Below are 20,420 nucleotides of genomic sequence, written 5' to 3'. Positions count from 1 at the left end.
AATCACCTAGTCGGTGTGAGAAGCTGAAGGAAGTATCAATAAAACAGAAAGTTAGATAAGGAGGAGGACGTCAGAACCGAGTAATACGTCCTAATTCTGTCTGATCGGGTTACTGAGCTAGAGGAAATGTGTCTTAAGACAATCAAAGTTTGATCATTTTGTAAGTCACATTTGGACAAAAACTTGTCTACTTGTCGGATCACAAGTTTCAAATATCTTTTTAGGTTAGATTCATTAACCTGGTTTGGTCTTGGATTTACTCGTGGGAAACCATAGCCCTACTTGTACCAATTGCTTGCAGCAGGTGCTGTATAGGACATACGAATGTCGTGAAGGCAGGATGCCTAAGAACGACCTAATGTGCAAATGTAAACCTCCCTATTAACGGAAAGGGTCCCTATAGCTTCGGCCGTGACATCCCTGTCACGGACGGTCACAGCCGCGTTTACACTTGAATGTTTATCTCTTCGACTTTGGGTGGCGGGTACTCTGTAACGCATTTATGGACAGAAACGTGCTAGAACCAAAGCTTTAAAAATGGCTGTTGGCATTAGGAAAAGTATGGCAACACCTTAGAGCAGCCCAAGGCGAAACTAGAAATTATCCTGTGTTCTAGGGGCTTACCACCAACATGGCTTTTTATTTGGTTCTACTATTTCTCAATTTGATATGTTACGAAGAGTTTCTGATAAGGGCAGAAAGAAACTCGTATCTTTATCATAAGATACGAGCTTTATTTCTACCTATAGTTTTTAATCATTTGGTAGTGTAAACGCGAACGCGACTTTATAATTCACAGCAGCATTGTGGTAGGTATAACAGTCTGCAGTGGGCGCCTCTTGACACTGCTGACTCATGTTAAATTGGGTGAACTCATTAATAAGCCCGGTGACAGAACCATGCAGCTTACCGTCCTGGACCTTATCAAGAGTCAACTGACCTCCCATCAGCATAGTGTCGATAACATCAATAGAAGTATCGAAGCTAATCGTGAATTCCGGCTTTTCTTTTTCTATAAGTCTCAATTTCAAATCGAGCTTTTGAAAGTTGTCCCTTATAGAGTCGATAGTGTAATCATTACCAATCTCCGGCTTCAAATCAAAGACAAAGGTGGAATAAGTTCCTGAATACTTGAACTGCTTTACACCACTACAATCAATAGTGTTATCACACACCATTTCTAGCGTTGCAATTAAGTTATTAACATCCCGTATCTGGATATCCAGCGTCCCAATAAATCCGTCTTGTATGACATATTCACCAACAAGTTCAGTATCATAAAAGAAATATTCATGTGGAAGTTCATTGGGATGAGTTCCGTCAACATTATCATTACTTGAGTTACATCCGACTAAAAATCCAGCGAGTAGGATAATACCAAAACAATACTCTCTCATAACCACTCCAATAAATAATTTTTAAATAAATTTATTTAAAAAGGATGGTAAGAAGATTTGAGAAGAGTTATAAGCCAGAATTTTCTGCTTAAAAACCAAAAGGATCTCCTTATCCATAATTGCAACACCTTCAATCAGTGTTGCAGCGAAGTTACAATACCGTTGCAACCAAGTTTGTGATGAACTGCAAAAAAATAACAGGTATTTCAATGGCATGATTCACTTCAATGCTGTATTTAGCTAGAAACAACAACTCTACTGTTGAACTTCATTAAAAACTGGGATTAGCTAGCCAGTAGCCTTTGGTAAGCAGGATTACCATGCCAAAGTAAAAAACAGTTTGATATAGAGAAAGGAACGCTATTAATTATGTGGATTGAGGATGCGGAGCAGTAAGCTCAGCGCATGAGCTTTTATATGGCAAAGCTAAAATAGTGACTTTCGACTCAACAGCAGTGTTAACACGAAATGGGGCATTTCCAAGTTAGCCAAAACAATCGAACCTCAATCGAAGAGAGAAATTAACCCAGTGTAATGCGGCTGCGGACGTTGATGGCATGGATGCCATCGTCGAGCCTCCATGGAAGGATTTACGGTGTTTCGCAGGAGTATCTGCACATAAGGTCGTTCTTTCACATCCTGTGATTACGACATTGGTGCATCCATGCACAGCACTCACCGCTGGTGATAGATAGCAATGAAGGTATAACCTTCAAAAAATTATCTAATACCAACTCAGCCCGAAGCTAAAGCGGGGTTTTAGGTTAGCGCATCAAGCCGAAAATTTTGCAGGTTAAATTCGATGATTTCACAATTACCTGGCAGTAACTGACGGTTGGACCAAGCTTGTTCTCCGGCGAAGAAATTTTGAATGACTCGTAACCATTCCCCATGGCCGATAACCACCAGGGTTTCTACATTTATGTAAGATAACCCCTTCAAGAAGTGCTGTACCCGACTCAATACATCAGTAGCGGATTCAGCCCCCTCAATGTCCATCTCATTGTCGATGAATCGCCGCTCGTAAGCTCCCCACAGATCCTGAGATTCACTATTATGCAGTCCCTGTAACTCACCAAAGCATCGCTCACGCAATAAGGGGGACGATTCGATGGGTAAATTCAGGTTATGGTTGGCTAGAGTCGCCGTCGCCATGGCACGGCCCAGATCGCTGGTGAATATCAGATCAGGATTATGAGAGGCTAATTGAATGCCCAACCGTCTGGCTTGACACTGCCCCTCCAGAGTTAAGTGACTATCGAGATGACCTTGCAGTTTCCCCTGTTTATTCCATTGGGTTTCACCGTGACGACAAAAGAGTATTTTCATTCTTAACGTGGATCCTGGAACGGGTATTTAGACAAGCCTTGAACACTGAATTTTATCACCAAGCTCATCTCCTATGCTATGGGATAATTCACAGTGTTTTCAGAGTTTCTTGTTGACTTAAACTACAAGTGGAGGCCACCGACACAGGCTCAATCATGCCAAATTTACTTGCTATACTTAGACACATCTATCTAAGGCGATGGCAGGACAAGAATGACAAGTTTGCGAACCCGGCATCTTACATTGCTCTTTCTGTTGTTATTTTCACCTCTATTTCTTCCCTGTTCGCAAGCTGATGAATATACTTTCGCCTCTATTGAGTTTGAACCATTTGGTTATGTTGAAGATGGGGCCATCAAAGGCATCATTCCAGATATTGCAAGAGCCATAGCAGATGAAGCGAATATACAGATTGAGATAACGTTATTACCCTATTCCCGCGTGGTTAATTACATTAAAAACGGCAACGCTGACTTTGCCATATTTAGCCGAAATTCTGATAATGATGATGAAGTTGACTACATCTCTCTGCTATTCATACAAAATGTCATCCTGTTAACAAAGAAAGGAAATCCACTCCTGAGCCATGAAGAGATCTATGATCCGGATAAAGTTGCTAGCATAGGTTACCTCAGAGGCACTAATTTTTGTCCCGAAATATTACTGGACGATAGGCTATCAACCTTCGAGCTAAAGGACTTTACTCAGGGCTTAAAAATGCTGAACTCGAATAGAATTAGTGCGTTTCTGACAATTGATAATACGGCTCTATATGAAAGCAAAAAACTCGGCCTGCAGTCGTCATTCGAATTCCCGGGATTAAGCCTGAAAACAATCGAAGCCTGGCTACAAGTCCCAAAGCAAGGTTCGACTGATAATCCGCTCCCGATAGGTAAAATTCGCTCTGCTACAGAGAAACTCACGACAGAGGGAAAGGTAGACGAGATATTACAACAGTATTTAATAACGAATTGATATCAATCTTAATGGTGTTGACCATGAACCGATACAGTTGTCGCATCTAAGACTTGGTCAATTGTTTCGCCTAAATCCATTATTTAGTAAAAGAAGCTATTTGGAATTATGGAATAAACATAGGTTGCGAAACTCTTTAGGCGTTAAACCACAGTGCTTTTTAAAGAATTTTGTCAGGTTGGTTGGTTCACTGAATCCTAACTTCTGGGCAATAGACGCAATCGGGTCCTGACTGTATGCCAATAGCCTTTTAGATTCTAAAACCGCATATGAATCGATCAACTCCTTTCCTGTTTTCCCGGTATTTTCCTTGGCAATTTGGTTCAATTTCTTTGTCGTAACACCCATCATATTTGCATATTTTTCTACAGTACGGGTATACACATAGTGTGTCTTAATCAGATCATGAAACTTACAATAATCTGATGAATAGTGAGCGTGGCTATTTGATTCAAAGGATGATTGATGCTGTCGAACCAATGTTTTTAATATTAACGTTCGCAAGGAGTTACGGATCACCTCTTCGCTTAGATTGCTGTGTAGGTTTTTGTACTCCAACCATAACTGGTCAAAGAAGAAGCTGCAGGTTTGTTCTTTTTCATGCAAAAAATTGATGTCTTCAAAAGCCGAACGGATCCTGCTTTTATAAGGGTCATCATTACCGTAAAACAAAATATTGTCGCAAAAAGGTATGATGTAGCCGCGGATCCCTGGATTATATTCAAATCTATGCGCCTGATATTTAGATATAAACAGTATTGTTCCCGGCTTTATATGGCACACCTGATGATCAACATAATGCTTGCCGCATCCATGTGTAATATAAATAATGGCGTTAAAGAACAGGCGGTGGGGATCGGTAAACAAGCCTCTCTCATAGTTACTATAAAAATCCTGCATCGTATGCATGGCGAAGTCAAAATCAATTTTTGACCGTGGAAACTCGACACCGAATATCATATCTTCACTCATTACATTCCCATTCATAACTCATTTAATACACTCGCAATGCATCAGCTACTGTTGCTAACAGAAATGTTACTTCGTTTGCTCTTCAAACTTTTCTGCCCACTCTTTATAATTAATCGAGTCATTTACTGGTACCTTTGAGCTTGTAGAATGCTCTGAATAGGTAGCAACAAAAAGTGGCGTGTTACTCGCTTCCAATCGAGTCAAGTGATTGACCCTTAACCCAAGGTGAACACACACAAACACCGCTGAAACAATGTAAAACATGAATAGCAACTTCTTCCTCATTTAGACACCTCATTGCTCTTTACTGCCGCATCAGCCATTTGATTAGCTTCCATTATTTCTCTTTTAGCTAGATGTTTATTTAACATTGACTTAAACCATTGCCTGTTGAACCGAATAAAATCTGTCATTGGATTCATCGGACAAAGGGTTCGACACCAAGGTCGCTTGACAACCAATGACGTTACGATTGTTACCGTCGTTAAAACAAAGAGATATATTGAACCTATCATGCCAAACATGATGCCGAATGGTTCATATGAAAATGACGCCGGATTGCGGTAATAGAGGCCTAGGCATAAAGTGACCAGTAAGAGTCCCCTTGGAAACCATTCAAAAAAAACAGGTGTCAAACTTATCGTTTTTGTATTGCCAAGCTTTGCCAAACACTCCTGTGTCGCCCCAAAGGGACAGAGAGTATTGCAATACACGTTCTTATTCGTCGCGATGATGTATAGGATCACCAGAGAAAGTAAGATTAACGAGGTATAGTTACCCAGCCCGCTAAGCCACGTCCCTGAAATAAGGATCCCCATTGTCGATGATGAAAATAAGCTAGAGGAGTAAAAACCAAATACACACATAGAGGTGAGCATAATCGCCCAGTTGAACATACTCTTTTTGCGATGACGTGTTTTGTTCACCAAAATAGCCATCGTAAACATCACAATAGCCATCAGATCCAACCATCGAAAATAAGAGATGGGCTTTTCATTCACAGCTCGATTAATATCGAACAGTTCGACCCTAACCGGATCTGCTGCCCGTTTAATGGCCTCGGTTAATGCATTGGTCGATATCGTCGCCCCACTGACACCATCAATTTCGAAGTTCGATTTGATATTTTCTCCAAGTAACTTCTCCATCAAATTTGATTGGATGACCTTATCCAGATAGGAGCTGGTGTCCTTAGATGATAATACAGCGATTCGTTGAATTTCCCCCAGTGAAGAGACTGTCACTGCAACCTCAGTCATGCCCCCGTAGCCAATGCCACTACCAAGACCGATATACTCGACCGGGTTAAGGTTATTCGGGATCCTCCCTTCATATAGGCGGTCATCGATCTGATTTAAGAGATCTCCTTTAATCAACAACTGATCCACCATACCGCTCTGGTTATCGGTAATTCGGGTACTTCCACCATACCAGGCCAGTAGTAAGAGTATCACTGACACGATACTGGCAACTTTTTTCCAGAAATCGCTTCGTTTCTTGCTATACATAACACCTCTCAAAGCCCTGATACTTACCTCAGGGCTCCGGTTATCAATGTGGTGACAAGGATTTTGACACCGGGGGATATTGCGTTATTGAGAATTCGGTTTTAACAGAACCAGCACTTTAAGTATTGCTGCGCCACCGATCACCAATAGTGTCCCGACAAAGCCCAACACATACCAACCCGCGTTTCCTTCATTTTCGCCCAGCAGTGTAAATGCGCCGGCAATGGTCAAGATAAAACTTAACCACCAGAACCCCACGATGGCCCACTTCCACCAATTCATTCCTAATTGATATTCTTTGGCCCATTGACTAGCCCCTGTAAACACCAAGACCTGAATTGCACCTAATACCATCCAAAACAATGGATCCAATAGCGTTGATTGAGGAAACATTAGAAACCCTCCCAGTTGCCGTCATATTCCCAAGTCTTCTCGACTTTCAGATACTCTTCACTTCTCATCCACTCTGGTGGCTGATGGTAACTTGCAAAATTGCCACCACTCCACTCCGGATGATATGACTCTGCATCGGGGTAATAGAAGAAATTATGCTGCATCGCTAATAATGCATTACGTGTAACGCCGGTAGGGTCTCTGGGTTCTGCCTGTTTAACTAAGGCATGTATCCAGTTATTTTTTCGGGTATACGGACATACAGCGATACAGACTCGACAGCCTAGACCACTCGGGGTCGGCCCTTGATTCCAGAATCTCCAACAACCATCCTGGTTAAATGCATACTTCCGTATACCACGAACCACATCATCGGGTTTATCGGCTTTGCTGATAGAACCGCTCGGACATGCATCTGCGCAAATTTTGCAACTTTCACAGAAGTGTTTCATGTTCAGATCTATCGGCTTATCGTGTTCCAGATCCAAGTCAGTGATCACAGCCGCGAGGCGAATGTTGGGCCCCACTTCTGGCGTCATCAAGATCCCATTGCGCGTCGACTCGCCGAGACCTGCAAGCATGGCCAAGGGGGGCATAATCACTTCATAACTGTTACCGGGGAACTGTGGACGAGCGGCATACCCTAACTCTCCTAAATAGGCTGCCATTAACCCTGATGCCATCTTGGCGCGATAATATGCATCATAGGAAGTTGAATAACCAACCGCGGCATACATAGGATCCCAGTTCATCGGCACGCCAAACACGATGACATTCTTCCAGTGTTTTGGGATTTCGTCTCCCCATTCAGGCATGCCTCGCATCATGTTTTTAAATACAAAATTTGAATCAAGCTTAGTGATACCCACCAGACTCATACCAAACTTAAATGCCATCTGTTTAATCAACTTAGAGGCATGCTTAGGCGACTTAAATTCCTTTGGCTCTCTCTGCACCCACTTGAAATCATCCACATCGGGATGCTCAGTCGGCTCAGGTGGAAAGTCCGCGTGTAAACCTTTGCTGTATGCACCTGAATAGGCCCAGGCAAGAGCGAATCTGTCGCGATGCTTTTCAATGTTATTGTCATGTTTTACTTTTTCGCTAAATGACAGCAGCATCTCTTCCCAACGCTTCGGGTATTTTGCGTAGTATTCTCTCACTCTGAGATCTGGAATTTGAGTCCAGTCTTCACTTGGTACCCAACCCCCTTTAATCGATTTAACCAGACTAAATGCACGATTAAACAGGTAGTCTCCCCACTCTGGTCGCTCAATTTTTCCTACCACCTCCATTGTTGGCGGAAAATCAACCTCGAATGCCTCGCGGTTAAAGTACATATCCTTACCGGCTTCCGTTCTTCCCCAGCCAATATTGGCATCGGGATCTCTGCCAAGTACGAAACCAGCACCTGCACCGGCGCCGACTGTGGCCGTTGCTGCGGCAATTCCACCCAACTTAAGGAAGTTTCGGCGTGAACTGTTAGTCGTTGCCTCATCTCCGATCTGTGCATCATCTTTCATTGATTACCTCTGACTATTACAATTTTATTTACTGTTTTTATTGAATATCCACCATCACAATGGCTTGTTTTTTTCTAACCTCATCCATTTGACTTCGGTATGTATCTTTAAACTGGGGGGAGATTTTTGATAATTGAGACATAGCCATTTCGGCTTGTATCCATCGCTGTGTGTGAAAATTAGCGAGAAAGAGATGTTCCAGAGACCAGGCGTCGTGAGGATCGAGTTCAAGCAAAACCTTAAGATCAGTCAGTAAAGGTTCCCATTGGCCATCGGCAGCGAGCGCCTGAGCGCGAATCGCAAAAATATCGATATCTTCGGGTCTGGCCTCTAAGTATTCACAGAGCGCCAAGATAGCCTCAGGATACTGTTGACTTTGATGTGCCCAAATACCACTTAAACGACTCAGTTCGATACTTTCTATTTGATAATTCTTGGCGCGATCTAACCAAACCTTCGCCCGCTCAAGTTGCTTGAGTGCCAAGAAGCTGCTTATGGCAGTGACATAGCAGGCGGTGAGTGTGGGGTCTATTTTGTAAACCTGAATACAAGAATCGATGGCCTGTTCGAACTCACTTGCCTGATAATGACAACCCGCTAGATTTTGGAAGCCACCAACAAATTCAGGCGCTAGTTGGGTACATTCTGTAAAGCATTTAACCGCTTGTTCAGTATCACCTTGTGTTAGTCGAATATAGCCAAGGTGAAAATGCCCCAAATAATTTTTTGGACTATTGCTGATGGCGTTATAGAAGGCTATTTCGGCTTGCTCACTCTCGCCTAAGTGTTGAAGAATGATCCCCCGCTTGATGTCAAATTCAGCAGCATCAATGTGATGTTTATTATTTATAACCAAACTTAAGGCAAGCTGATAAAGTTTGGTTGAGATAAGCGAATTAAATAAGTGGTTTATCTCGTCCCCTGTAAACCTTTGCTCTTTAAACACATCATTAAGCACTGCACTGAAGGCTTCATGCTCAATCCAATCAATGTATTGAGGATTAGTTGTTGTATTGATATTACCGAACTGATTATTAAGAAAGATGACCTTTTCATTTAGTGAATCAACAATAGATTCATTACATTCAAACTCATGAGTTCTTTTTTGTAAAAAAACAAGCAGTTCTAACCATTTATTATCTATCACTCATCCGCCTTTACCACAGAATGAAATTTATAGTTAACATAATAACCATTGTGGCAACGGGCAAAAGGTTCAATTAAGTCGAAAAATGATAGATATGTGCCAAACCACAAAAATATGAAGCAAGACTTCAAACTGGTGATTTGGAGAAGCGGCTCACACTTCAATGGTTAATATCGATATGCGACAAAGCAAAAAAGTTAAGCAGTTACAGACAAATACGAGAAAGCAGATAAAAATAATCATCATGTTAATACGCTTAAATACGGTAGATTTTTACCAGAGATGGCAATGATTGGTAGGGCTCGATCACATTTTAGTGATAGCCAGCATGCGATAGGACTAAAACAACCATTTTATGACACATTCCACCCTTTTTTGTCACAAGGGAAACCATTAGGATTTATCAATATTGATCTTTCGCGTGGCAATTTATTAAACGGTTTATCTAAAGATTTAATAATGACTACATGTTTAATAATGATTTGATTAATCACAAAACGCTTGCTGACAACACTTTATCATTAATAGTTAATCAAATTCCTTATCAACAAATTTAGTAACTATAAAAAGTAGGAAAAATGAAAACGGAAGACCTTGCCCTATTCAATACTGTAGCCGAATTTTCAAGTTTGACCGGGGCCGCACGAGTACTGAACATTCCGGTATCTAAGGTGTGTCGACATGTGGCACAACTGGAACAGCACTTAGGCACACGTTTATTTGAGCGAACGACGCGAAGCCTATCCCTCACCGATGCAGGAATAGAGCTTATTCACAGAAGCAAAAAGATTCTCACAGAAATAGAAGCACTCGAATTAAGCATAGGTCAATTGCAAGGGAATACATCGGGTACAGTCACCATCGCAGCACCACTGGATTTTATAAACTTGACCTGTAACGAGATGCTGAATAAGTTTTATCAGCAATACCCTGGTTTACAATTAAAATTCATCTCCTATCAAAGTAGATTGAATCCAATGGAGATTCAGGCTGATTTGATCTTCTTTGTCTCTCATAGCAATCCACCGGATAGCACTATGGTAGGACATAAATTATCAACAATGAAACGCCTGTTTATTGCCAGCCCGGAATTTATAAAAAAGAATCCAGATTTGAATCATCCCAAACAACTGAGTAATTACCCATGTTTACTTTCATCAAAGGGAATACAACCCGGACATGTTTGGTTATGGACTGATGAGAATCATTCCAATTGTATAAATGTCGATGGCCCCCTCGAATCGGAAAGCAATGAGCTTTGCATTTCGGCTGCGATAAGTGGTCAAGGCATCGCCTGGGTACCGAGAGAGATGTGTAACGAACAAATTAAATCCGGGAAATTACAGTTATTATTCGATGGGGAATATGGCACCGATGTTTATATGTGGTCACTATTTTCAAGCAGAGAATATCTCCCCCATAGAGTAAAAGTTGTTCTGGAATTTTTTAAGAAAGAGATCGGTATTTTATTGCAGCAGTCGATTGAATAAACTTAGAAACTATATTCTTGCAAAAAGTAGAATACTTTTTTTCAAACAAACAAATACTCCCATTTAGGTATTAGATTTATGATCAAGCAGCAATTTCAGATTTAAATTGAAACGTAATAAGGGTGAAAATGAAAGAACAAGAAAAAGATGAGCAGGTCATTGATCAACACAGGCGGCAACTCTTAAAATTAAGTGCAGGGACTATCGCTGGTGTCGGCGCAGTGGCCGGAGCCGGAAGCTGGATAAAACACAGAGTCGAAGGCGTCGAGCAGGATGGATACCCAGTTGAAATTTCTCCATCTTTTAAACGTAAAGATCAACGTGACGTCTTACTGACCTTTGCTGGCAGTAAAGCACTCGGCGAAAAACACCCTGAACGTAACTTGAGCCTAAGTAATGATGCTGACGGCCCTGCTAAGTCAGGTGAGAAGTCATTCAATTTTCAGAAAGGAATTTATCAATTCGCTACGGCCCATACACGTGCGGATAACAATAAGGTCGGCTATACCCAACTCGACTATGCCCTGGAGCAAGCTTGCTGGCATGGAATGAATATCTTAGCACCGTTGGAATCGATGGGGGTACCCAACCAAGGCACATTTGGCTGGGATCAATCTGAAGTCAAAAAAGAGAAATACCCATTTAAAGACTCGGTTGAGATATTGAGTGCAATAAAAACGGCAGCGAAAACATTTGGGGCGGTCAGAGTCGGAATTTGTAAACGTGATAAACGCTGGGACTATGATCCCTTGTATGATCTTACACAAGAGAAGACACTGACATGGGAGGAGGATTTTCCCTTCGAACCTAAAAGCGTGATCGTTATGCTGACCGATATGGATTACGATGCAATGGCAACGGCACCTATGATCCCAGCATCTGCCACTGCCGCTATGGGTTACACCCAGAATACGATTCAGGGTGGCGGTATGGCCAAGTTTTTAAGAGAGCTTGGATACATGGCCGTCGGTTCCGGTAATGATCTTGGCAGCTCGGTCTCTTATGCTATTGCAGCAGGATTGGGTGAAGGCGCCCGAAATGGCGCGCTTATTGCACCTAACCTTGGACCCAGAGTACGAATTTCGAAAGTTTATACCAATCTTGAACTCGATGATGCGGCCTACGACAAACCAAGGGACTTCGGCATTCTAACCTTTTGCGAAAACTGCAAGAGATGCGCCGAATCATGCCCGGGTAATGCCATAAGTATGGATGATAAACCTTCAATGAGTTCAACATTTGCCGGCAATGATGACCCTGATTACAACTGGCAAGGTCAACCAGGCATGCGCAAATTCCATAATGACGCCAAGAAATGCTTCAAGTTCTGGTGTGACAATGGAGGGGATTGCGGAGCGTGCATTGCTTCATGTCCATGGAATAAACCTGATTTCTGGCACCATAGACTCATTGATGCTTCCAATACCTTCACAGCGGGTCCGGTCCACACCATGATGAAGCAAGCCGATATTCTGTTTGGTTATGGTAATACCAATGATGATAAAGCGGTTGAAAAATTCTGGCGTAGTGGTTTTAGTGGCGACTTTACTTAGAGGAAATTGTTAATGATGGGATTGATGTGGTATCTGTTAGGAATGGTAACTACCGGCGCTATTTGGGGTTACGTGTACCTTCAACGTCGCTATAAATTAAACTGGAAAGCCAATTTGGGCCTATTCTCCGCGTTTGCATTTGCATGGATTTGTATCGGTTGGTCCTGGGGATCCTTTGCCGAGGGCGAACCTCAATCTGGTGCTATGGGTCTGCTTAACTTCGGTCTGCCAGCCCTAATTTTGGCTCTCTTTACCTGGAGAAAGTTCATTCAGCCAGAAAGTAAATAAATCTTTCTCTCCTTGCTCAGCTCTTCGGCTATCACCGGAGAGCTTAACGATACGGGAAATATATCTATTCCCGCACTCCTCCGTAAAAGGGATATTTTGTGTCAATTAAAAATTGAATACACAATGAATTTTCGCTTTGACATTTTACTTTAAGCACAGCCTCACCTTTATTAGAACTAGCCTTCCATTATATATTTCCACCTTATCTCCCGACTTAATAACCCAACAGATCATACATCCACATGTCATATATCCACAGTCCGCTGAGAAACCTACCACTTAATTATCTTTCCTGCGAACAACATTACCCTTGTAAAAGATACTTTCAAACAGCAATCCAGCATTAGACATTTACGATAGTGGATAGAACGAAACAGTTAAACAAATTAAACAAAACTTATTACTACTCTTTATAGAAATGACTTTATCATCTTTTAGAATAACACCAACAAAAACAAATGACGTCACCCTCACAATTTCAAACACTATGTGACAGACCTCGTTAAAATACAGTGCGCAAGCAAGCAAAACAAAACTACAAATATCTACACCCAAATAAAAAACAACAAACAGCCTACCACCCCCCAACTTAATAAGGGTATATTATATTTTGGTAATTTGACCGCGAACAATTACAACAGTACTGTTACAACATATAACCAAGGGCACATAACACCTGGAGTCACCGCCTGAACATATAAAATCTGAAGCGCAAATTTTAATTGGCAATTCAAACAACCAAGCTGAATTGCACGATTGATAATAGCTGACACATTTAAAACATAACAATATAAACAAAAGTATATTTTGGAGATAAAAATTGAAAACGTTAACAACTAAACTAATTTATCTAGCTGGCATGACAGGCCTTATTTTAAATACCTGTTCTGCTGTTGCAGCGACATCAGGCTCACATTATCCAATGGGAGGCGAAGGTGTAATGGCTGGTACACCGCCACCACCGGGCATGCATTATCGCATGTACAACACTTGGTACAATGCCGATACCATCAATGATGATCGCGGTGATGATTCTGGTTTAGATGTCGATTTAGATGTGTTTTCACAAGTACACAGAATCGTACACGTAACAGAAAAGAAAATCTTTGGGGCTAACTGGGCCTACAACGTTCTGGTTCCTATGGTCAAAACAGATATATCAATAGCGCCTATCGGCGTTAACGACTCCAGTTCGTTCTCTGTTGGCGACATAGTGTTAGAGCCGTTAGCCCTGTTTTGGTATCAGGAAAACTATGAGGCGGCACTTGGACTGGCACTTATCGCCCCGACGGGTGATTACGACTCAACAGATGCTGCATCTCCGGGCAAGGGCTATTGGTCAGGAATGATGACTCTGGGTGGCACCTACTATCTGGACTCAGAGAAATCCTGGTCAGTCAGCGGCCTGACCCGCACCATAATCAATGGAGAGCAGGATGAAACAGATGTTCGTCCTGGTTCTGAATTCACTATTGAAGGTGGTATAGGCAAACAATTTATGCTCGATCATACCTGGCTTATCCGTCCCGGTATCAGTTATTGCGCGACATGGCAGATCAGTGACGACAGTCAAGATGGTCATGGCACCGTGGCTGATGAAAGAAAAGAGGGGTATGGCATTGGTGGTGAGCTGAACGTAATGTATTTACCTTGGCTGTTACAAGGCAATATTCGTTACACCAATGAATTTGGTGCAAAGAACATGACCGAAGGGTCATCGGTGGTATTTACACTGACAAAATCTTTCTAATTCAACATACCAACAAGGCAACGTCATCACCGTTGCCTTCATCTTCTACACTCGTCAATACGCCGTTTACTCACTCTCTAAACGGAGTTGAGAATATCATTTAAGGTGTTTTAACTATGTTTATGCGAGACCGTTAATCGAAACTCTTTAGGTGACATCCCGGTGTGACATTTAAAAAACTTTGTCATATTTGTGGGTTCATCAAATCCGGTTTTATAACAGATCTCTTTGATACTGAAGTCACAGTGCGCTAAATATCGCTTTATTTCCAGTACTAAACGCTCATCTATAAACTGCCTCACCGTCATATCGGTAAACTCTTTACAGACAGCATTTAACTTTCGATAGCTGACGTTTAAATTTTCACAATAAAAATGTGACGTTCGCGACTCAAAAAGTTTTTCATCAATCATTTTTTGTAGTTTTAAAAACAAAGCATGTCCCTGATGATCTGTCAAAAACATATTGTTCTTCGTTTGTATACGTTCAACAAAACTCAATAAAACACCGAGTAAGCCACGAATAATCTCCTCCTGACAAATATCATCTGGCCGACTATATTCGTGATACATGATATCAAACAGTGAAGTCGCATCTTTTCTGGCATTATCCAGTTCAGATATGGGTAACTGAGGAGAGTTCAGCGCATAGTTAAACATTTTATAGTAAAGCTTATCACTCAACCCTTTGATATTTTTGTTGATAAATTCTTCAGTAAAGTAGACAACATAACCTTGAGCAGCTTCATTTTTTTCAAAGGCATGTAACTGACCTTTACAGATAAAGAATAATGAAGCGCCTTCATATTTAAAATCTGTAAAATCAATACTGTGGCTACCTTTTCCACCGGTGAAAAAGACAATAGCAAAAAAAGTGAGTCTGTGAGGAATGTAAGGTTGTACATTATACAGAGACTCATTTTCGAAGAAGTCAGATATCGTGGTTACAACAAACTCTCCATGACTAAAAGAGTTAACGAAATCAACATTAACTATTTCACCCTTCATAAGCTCCCCATTTATGTATCAATCAGCTGCTGATTTAAACATCTGTATAAAATAAATCAGAATAAAACTATCATCACCAGACAAATGCTTAAAACTCAAAATCCATAACAAATAATGAGTTGAGATGAAAGCGATTGCGATATATCGACGTTTAGACGAATGTTAATATTTTAACACTTTTGAAGGGGGCATGTTAATTTGAGTTCACATAAAGCCGAAGTTTAAAATTGAGTTCCTTATAATCAACTGCGTTTTATACCTTTGAACAACCCCGCTAAGGCAAGGCAACCATGGTCCCCTGAGTTAACTGGTACTCTTTATTTACCAGTTGCGCACAAATATTGGCATCATGGCAGATCAAAATCATAGGCAGCGACAGCTCCCTTAAAATATCAATCAGCCGCCGTGTATTTTCCGGGTCTAAATCGTTTGTCGGCTCGTCTAACAACAATATCTCAGGTTTCATCGCGAGGACACTTGCCAACGCCACTACCCTTTTCTGGCCACCGGACAATTGATAAGTAATTTTGTTCTCAAGATGGCTAACATTAAGCTGCTTAAGTATTTTTCTGGCTCTAACTATTGCATCCGTTCGCGTTAACCCCTGATTGAGCGGGCCAAAGCAAACATCTTCAATTACGGTCGGACAAAAAAGCTGATCGTCAGGATCTTGAAAGACCATACCGATACGGGTTCTGAAGCGACTGAAATCAGCCTCTGTACGGCAAGAGTGGCCAAACAGGTACACTTCACCTGAACTGACGCTTCTCAGCCCCATAATAAGGGAGAGTAAGGTACTTTTTCCGCTACCATTTATTCCCGATATCGCCACACTCTGGCCACTGTAGAGCTCAAAATCCAGCTTGTTGGCAGTAACACTTTCATCCGCGTGTTGGAAACTGACGCCCTTAAGCGCGATAAGAGGTGTTGATGACGACATAGATACCTTATTTTAAGTGACTGATTTTATATTAAAACAAGTCACTTTATACGTTAAAAGAGCTAAGTGAGGTGCAAAAGATTAAACTGATAAGGGAGAGGTATGCGGCAAAGTGAGCATACTCACGTTTGGTTACCGGTAAGCGCTCATGAGAGAGAAAATGCCCCCGAAACCCTCTGCACTTCATCGCCTGTGAAATTCTATCGGCTCTGTCGAAGGATCGCACCAGCAGCATACCGAACAGATAACCATAGCTGCGCCAGGTATGCATGGAATTTCTGGCCTTAAACCCACGGACCCTCATTGATTGGCGTAATCGATGAAACTCCAGATACAAAAGCCCGATATACCGAACGGTAAATTGCATCAAGAGCGCGAAACGTCTCGACACTCCCAGTTCCACCAATGCCTTGCCTAAAGTGAGAGCATCGACTCCTTCACAGAGCGCCATGACAGTTACCATTACAATGTTGGCTTTTAATAAGATCATCATAGCCATCAGCCCACCTTCCTTAGTCGCCGTAAAACTCAAGATACTAAAGAGAGGCTCCCCCGGCACACTGAAAGGGATTAAGGCAACAGTGAATAATATCAAGCAGTCCATTGCCAACAAGCGTTTAATCGTTTGTTTCGCACTCAAGTCACTACGCCGCCACAGGTAAACCACCAATGCCATGAATAACCATAAGGTTAGCCAGCATGAGGTCAACACCGTTGCCATTGCCAGGCATACGATCAGCACGACCCTAAGCTTCGGGGGGATTGGTATAGACTTCTCACCGGTAATTTGAGGGGCTAGCAGGGTCTCAATCATCCGCGTCTGGCTCTCATCAGCGACCAGAGCCCAAACACCCCTAAGATATAGCCAATACCGCCCAAAATATCGTGCCAGCGAATATTAGCTTCATATTGATCCAACTGATTACGAAGCGGCTGAATGACTTTAACTAATGCGGCTTCATCTAACGCAGTACAAGTTTCACGATTCTTATACCCTGCCTCATCTTCCAGCTCCACCTCTTGCGTCTCAATAGTTCCGGCCGCAGACCCACTTAAACCTAGAAACTCATCCGCGCTAATGACGAAAGTCGCGACATGACCCTGTCCGGCATTAGCTTTGAGTTGATAATCGCCGGGCTGAGGTCTTTCGAATCTGAATTCGCCCTGTTCGTCTGCATTTGTGCTCTCCACAAGCTGTTCGCCCACCAATAATTCAACCTTTGATCCCTTGGCCCGATCCCCCCCACCGAAGTAGACTTCCCCGACGACGTTTGTGCCATCCACCCAGGCAAAGACCTTAGTACGATGCGCCTGCGCCGTATTAACCAGACAGCAAGAGAGGATAAAAGTTAAGCAAATATGTTTATACATTGGAGTGGACTCCCTTGAGAATTTCAGGCTTAACCTGATTAATGAGTACGATAATAAAACCGGATATCACGCCTTCCAGTAAAGACAGTGGAAGATTGCCCCAAAATACGACGTTTGCCGTTTTACTAAATGCCTCTCCAGAGAGATAAAGAGATGACGACACCATAATGCCGGTTAATAATACCGCCCCACTACCGGCCAAAAAACCCAGTAACTGAGCAGGGATATGATGTCTCATTGGCCTTAACAGAGCACCAACCATTACCGCCGGCAAGGCGATATTCAGGCAATTAACCCCAAGTACGACAATGCCTCCAAAACCGAAAAACATCGCCTGCAGTATCAGGGCGATCAGCATGACAGGAAAAGCCAGCCAGCCTAATAACAGTCCGATTAACCCATTGAATATCAAGTGCACACTCGAAGGCCCAAGGGGCAAATGAATAAGTGATGCGACAAAGAAGCAAGCCGAGAGTACGGCCGCAAAAGGAATTTTGTCATCATCGAGTTTTTTTAACCCCAGTGTCGTTCCGGCTAAGGTCATGGCGATTCCGGCCACTAATACCGGCGTTGCTAATACTCCGTCAGCTATATGCATCTTGTTTCCTTATTTCATATCCCGAACTTGCAACCAAATGACGCCTGCCTGCTCGTGCTGATATTGTTTACCTTCCAGCGTAAATGGCTCTTCATCGGATACAAGAGCTGCAATCCCCCACCAGCCTTCACGAGGTAAGGAGACGGAAAACTCTCCTGCGGCATTGGTACGAACCTCTATCGATGCCCATGCATCGGAAGGTAATGTCACGCCGGAGTCATTGTAATATTCCACTTCAACCGAGACATTTGCTGCCGGTCGACCTTCAGTCAATACCCGCCCCGTGAATACACTATTGGTCCACAATGCAAACGGACGCGTCAGGGGAATGATCTCAACCGGTGTGCCTAACCTATGCTGCCACTCGCCCAGCGCCGCAAATGCATCGACAATAACTTTGGCGAATAGGGTGATCACCACCCCTTCAGTCTTATCCAGATAGGGCGACTGATTGGTAAAGAAGGTGTATGTTCCTGGCCTCTGAAGCTTCATATTTAATTGCCAACTCGTTTCCCCCCCATAGGTAATGGCTTTGAGGCGTTCGGAGAGATCCACACGAGTCTCATTAACCATATAACCCGTCGATACCGGACGTGCTATCGACATGGTGGGTCCTAGGGTCGATGGGTGAGTAAAATGAATGGGAAAGTGAAGCTGACGCGAGTCTCCTGCATCAATCACCTGTTTTTCCGGGAACAAAGCCAGGAAATGTGCTGATACATTACACGAATAGAGGTAAATACTGATAAGAATGAAGCTTAAGGACAAGGTTGATTTCATCAATGATAACCATAACGTTAATCTAAAAAAATCTGAAATCTAACCTGAACATTCATCGATTGAATGTTAGCTGCCGACTGAGTGCTCCCGCCCAGATTCCAGTGTTGACATTAAGGTGGGTTTCCTGACTTCTGGATCATCGCTCACCACACCTTCCCAGCCTGAGCCAGTGGTTATGCGGTTTGCTCCTCAGTTACAGTTGCGGGTACAGTCCGAAAATTTCATCCGGTTCCCCCAATACCAAGTTCACCAGATAGCCCTCTTTCAAAGAGTAAAAACAGTTATCTGACAATGGTATAAGCCTTACGGCTCCTCAATGGGATCATTTTATGGCAGATGCATTTCTCCTTCACTGTGAGTTTTCACAGTAAATTTTGCGCCAAGTATAAAGTGAGAGCTGTATCACTGGTAAAGGGATAAGTACTATCATCTGATCCCGGAACGAACTGTTAGCCTTATTCAGACTTTAACAGTATGGAAGGTCATTCAGATAAGATAGCTGGTATTAGCCAGTTTTATCAGGTGGGCCATATTTCTTGCCGCGAGAGTCTCTTTTAACACATCGATATGATAGTCGATGCCACGCTCGGTAAGATGGCATGATTCGGCAATTTCGGCTCTGCTATATCCATTTGAGAGTAGTGAAAGGATATTTCTGGATACGGGTTTCACGATATTAAAATCAACCAGAGGGTTGATCTCTCTTCCATGAACACTCGCGATTTTCATATGCAGGTATTCCAACTCCTCCACCAGACTCGAGTGGTTGTTCAGTAATTCATCCTTTATCATGTCGCTGTCGAGTAACAGTGAAAAGCGCCCGATCATTTCAGGTGAAAATGGACAAGGGACCGTAAAGGTCAATCTATGCTGGTAGCCAAACTTAATCATATCGATCAGCGGAGATGGCTTGCCCTTGATGTCACAATCATATTCCCAAAGGTGACAATCATTTTCTAACACTTGTTCAAAATTTTTGTCTTTTACGATCCAACGATTTCCCCAACAGCGCCAGTAACTCAGCGCATTAGCGGAGCTTGCATAGATGTGTTTTCTGCCGGCGACTTTTTGATGAACAATGGTTTTAGAGCTGTAATGCGAAAATCGGGGTTTATGGTCAACCAAATCGATACAATAGGCGATATCTGATATGTGATATTTCTGACAAAAAAGCGTTAACCTGTCGGCAATATCTTCCCGGCAATGATCATCAAGTTTATTCAAGAGTTATCTCCTTAAAATACCCGGAAGATTAGACATAATGTAAAACTTCATGCCCCAGGCGGGATTGCCAAACATATCGAGAGTAACCATTTATTGTCACAAGATAGTCGAAAGCTCGAATAGATCCGTTTTAACGGCCTTAACCGTACACGATTATGACCTCAGTTATACAGAT

Annotated in this window: 19 protein-coding genes and 1 riboswitch; of the genes, 5 read left to right on the top strand and 14 right to left on the bottom strand. The window is 42.5% G+C overall.

The features are described from left to right. Positions 1 to 752: 752 nt before the first annotated feature. Positions 753 to 1,397: a hypothetical protein gene (locus tag SSED_RS10995; protein WP_012142453.1), complete on the bottom strand. Its 645-nt coding sequence runs from the start codon at positions 1,395 to 1,397 to the stop codon at positions 753 to 755. A gap of 759 nt (positions 1,398 to 2,156) precedes the next feature. Further along, on the bottom strand, positions 2,157 to 2,726 hold the full coding sequence (locus SSED_RS23645; protein WP_012142452.1) for a histidine phosphatase family protein: 570 nt from the start codon (positions 2,724 to 2,726) through the stop codon (positions 2,157 to 2,159). A 213-nt stretch (positions 2,727 to 2,939) separates the two neighbouring features. Here SSED_RS23645 and SSED_RS10980 point away from each other — a divergent pair, with 213 nt between their 5' ends. Continuing rightward, positions 2,940 to 3,701 (top strand): substrate-binding periplasmic protein, encoded by a 762-nt coding sequence (locus tag SSED_RS10980; protein WP_012142451.1) that lies wholly within the window; start codon positions 2,940 to 2,942, stop codon positions 3,699 to 3,701. Between the two features lie 96 nt (positions 3,702 to 3,797). Here the strand turns inward: SSED_RS10980 and SSED_RS10975 are convergent, their stop codons facing one another. The 5 genes from SSED_RS10975 to SSED_RS10950 form a co-directional block, all read right to left on the bottom strand. Then, positions 3,798 to 4,673 (bottom strand): helix-turn-helix domain-containing protein, encoded by an 876-nt coding sequence (locus SSED_RS10975; protein ID WP_012142450.1) that lies wholly within the window; start codon positions 4,671 to 4,673, stop codon positions 3,798 to 3,800. 281 nt (positions 4,674 to 4,954) lie between these two features. Further along, positions 4,955 to 6,181 (bottom strand): FMN-binding protein, encoded by a 1,227-nt coding sequence (locus tag SSED_RS10965; RefSeq protein WP_012142449.1) that lies wholly within the window; start codon positions 6,179 to 6,181, stop codon positions 4,955 to 4,957. Positions 6,182 to 6,265: 84 nt separating this feature from the next. Next, a complete protein-coding gene (locus SSED_RS10960) occupies positions 6,266 to 6,574 on the bottom strand; it encodes a VcrB family reductive dehalogenase putative membrane anchor (protein ID WP_012142448.1) in 309 nt (102 codons plus the stop codon). Further along, positions 6,574 to 8,097 (bottom strand): 4Fe-4S dicluster domain-containing protein, encoded by a 1,524-nt coding sequence (locus tag SSED_RS10955; protein ID WP_012142447.1) that lies wholly within the window; start codon positions 8,095 to 8,097, stop codon positions 6,574 to 6,576. The genes SSED_RS10960 and SSED_RS10955 overlap by 1 nt, the downstream gene beginning before the upstream one ends. A gap of 37 nt (positions 8,098 to 8,134) precedes the next feature. Beyond that, positions 8,135 to 9,244: a tetratricopeptide repeat protein gene (locus SSED_RS10950; RefSeq protein ID WP_012142446.1), complete on the bottom strand. Its 1,110-nt coding sequence runs from the start codon at positions 9,242 to 9,244 to the stop codon at positions 8,135 to 8,137. Between the two features lie 578 nt (positions 9,245 to 9,822). Between SSED_RS10950 and SSED_RS23640 the strand changes: the two genes are divergently transcribed. The 4 genes from SSED_RS23640 to SSED_RS10930 all read left to right on the top strand — a co-directional run bounded on the left by SSED_RS23640 (position 9,823) and on the right by SSED_RS10930 (position 14,325). Then, complete coding sequence (locus SSED_RS23640; protein WP_012142445.1) at positions 9,823 to 10,734, top strand: LysR family transcriptional regulator; 912 nt, start codon at positions 9,823 to 9,825, stop codon at positions 10,732 to 10,734. 128 nt (positions 10,735 to 10,862) lie between these two features. After that, positions 10,863 to 12,287 carry a reductive dehalogenase gene (locus tag SSED_RS10940; RefSeq protein WP_012142444.1) on the top strand — a complete coding sequence of 475 codons (1,425 nt, stop codon included), beginning with the start codon at positions 10,863 to 10,865 and terminating at the stop codon, positions 12,285 to 12,287. Positions 12,288 to 12,299: 12 nt separating this feature from the next. Continuing rightward, complete coding sequence (locus SSED_RS10935; RefSeq protein ID WP_041421639.1) at positions 12,300 to 12,575, top strand: VcrB family reductive dehalogenase putative membrane anchor; 276 nt, start codon at positions 12,300 to 12,302, stop codon at positions 12,573 to 12,575. 820 nt (positions 12,576 to 13,395) lie between these two features. Then, positions 13,396 to 14,325: a SphA family protein gene (locus SSED_RS10930; protein ID WP_223295975.1), complete on the top strand. Its 930-nt coding sequence runs from the start codon at positions 13,396 to 13,398 to the stop codon at positions 14,323 to 14,325. 110 nt (positions 14,326 to 14,435) lie between these two features. On the opposite strand, the gene SSED_RS10925 is transcribed toward SSED_RS10930, so the two are convergent. The 7 genes from SSED_RS10925 to SSED_RS10895 all read right to left on the bottom strand — a co-directional run bounded on the left by SSED_RS10925 (position 14,436) and on the right by SSED_RS10895 (position 20,245). Beyond that, complete coding sequence (locus SSED_RS10925; RefSeq protein WP_012142441.1) at positions 14,436 to 15,332, bottom strand: helix-turn-helix domain-containing protein; 897 nt, start codon at positions 15,330 to 15,332, stop codon at positions 14,436 to 14,438. A gap of 274 nt (positions 15,333 to 15,606) precedes the next feature. Further along, the gene (locus tag SSED_RS10920) at positions 15,607 to 16,272 is read right to left on the bottom strand and encodes an energy-coupling factor ABC transporter ATP-binding protein (RefSeq protein ID WP_012142440.1); all 666 of its coding nucleotides are present in this window, start codon (positions 16,270 to 16,272) and stop codon (positions 15,607 to 15,609) included. A gap of 46 nt (positions 16,273 to 16,318) precedes the next feature. Continuing rightward, positions 16,319 to 17,086, bottom strand: coding sequence for a cobalt ECF transporter T component CbiQ (gene cbiQ / locus SSED_RS10915; RefSeq protein ID WP_012142439.1), 768 nt, complete (start codon positions 17,084 to 17,086; stop codon positions 16,319 to 16,321). Beyond that, positions 17,083 to 17,643: a NikL family nickel/cobalt ECF transporter subunit gene (locus SSED_RS10910; protein WP_012142438.1), complete on the bottom strand. Its 561-nt coding sequence runs from the start codon at positions 17,641 to 17,643 to the stop codon at positions 17,083 to 17,085. The genes cbiQ and SSED_RS10910 overlap by 4 nt, the downstream gene beginning before the upstream one ends. After that, positions 17,636 to 18,241, bottom strand: coding sequence for a cobalt transporter CbiM (cbiM, locus tag SSED_RS10905; protein ID WP_012142437.1), 606 nt, complete (start codon positions 18,239 to 18,241; stop codon positions 17,636 to 17,638). The genes SSED_RS10910 and cbiM overlap by 8 nt, the downstream gene beginning before the upstream one ends. A 9-nt stretch (positions 18,242 to 18,250) precedes the next feature. Beyond that, on the bottom strand, positions 18,251 to 19,021 hold the full coding sequence (locus SSED_RS10900) for a DUF4198 domain-containing protein (protein ID WP_012142436.1): 771 nt from the start codon (positions 19,019 to 19,021) through the stop codon (positions 18,251 to 18,253). Positions 19,022 to 19,118: 97 nt separating this feature from the next. Beyond that, a riboswitch (cobalamin riboswitch) is annotated at positions 19,119 to 19,298 on the bottom strand. A 209-nt stretch (positions 19,299 to 19,507) separates the two neighbouring features. Then, entirely contained in the window at positions 19,508 to 20,245 is a 738-nt protein-coding gene (locus SSED_RS10895; protein ID WP_012142435.1) for a LuxR C-terminal-related transcriptional regulator, read from the bottom strand. Positions 20,246 to 20,420: the final 175 nt, after the last annotated feature.

Origin of the sequence: Shewanella sediminis HAW-EB3, assembly GCF_000018025.1 — a bacterium.
Taxonomy (GTDB): Bacteria; Pseudomonadota; Gammaproteobacteria; order Enterobacterales; family Shewanellaceae; genus Shewanella; species Shewanella sediminis.
Note: the sequence above shows the minus strand (reverse complement) of the source record. Positions and strands in the feature narration are given on the sequence as shown.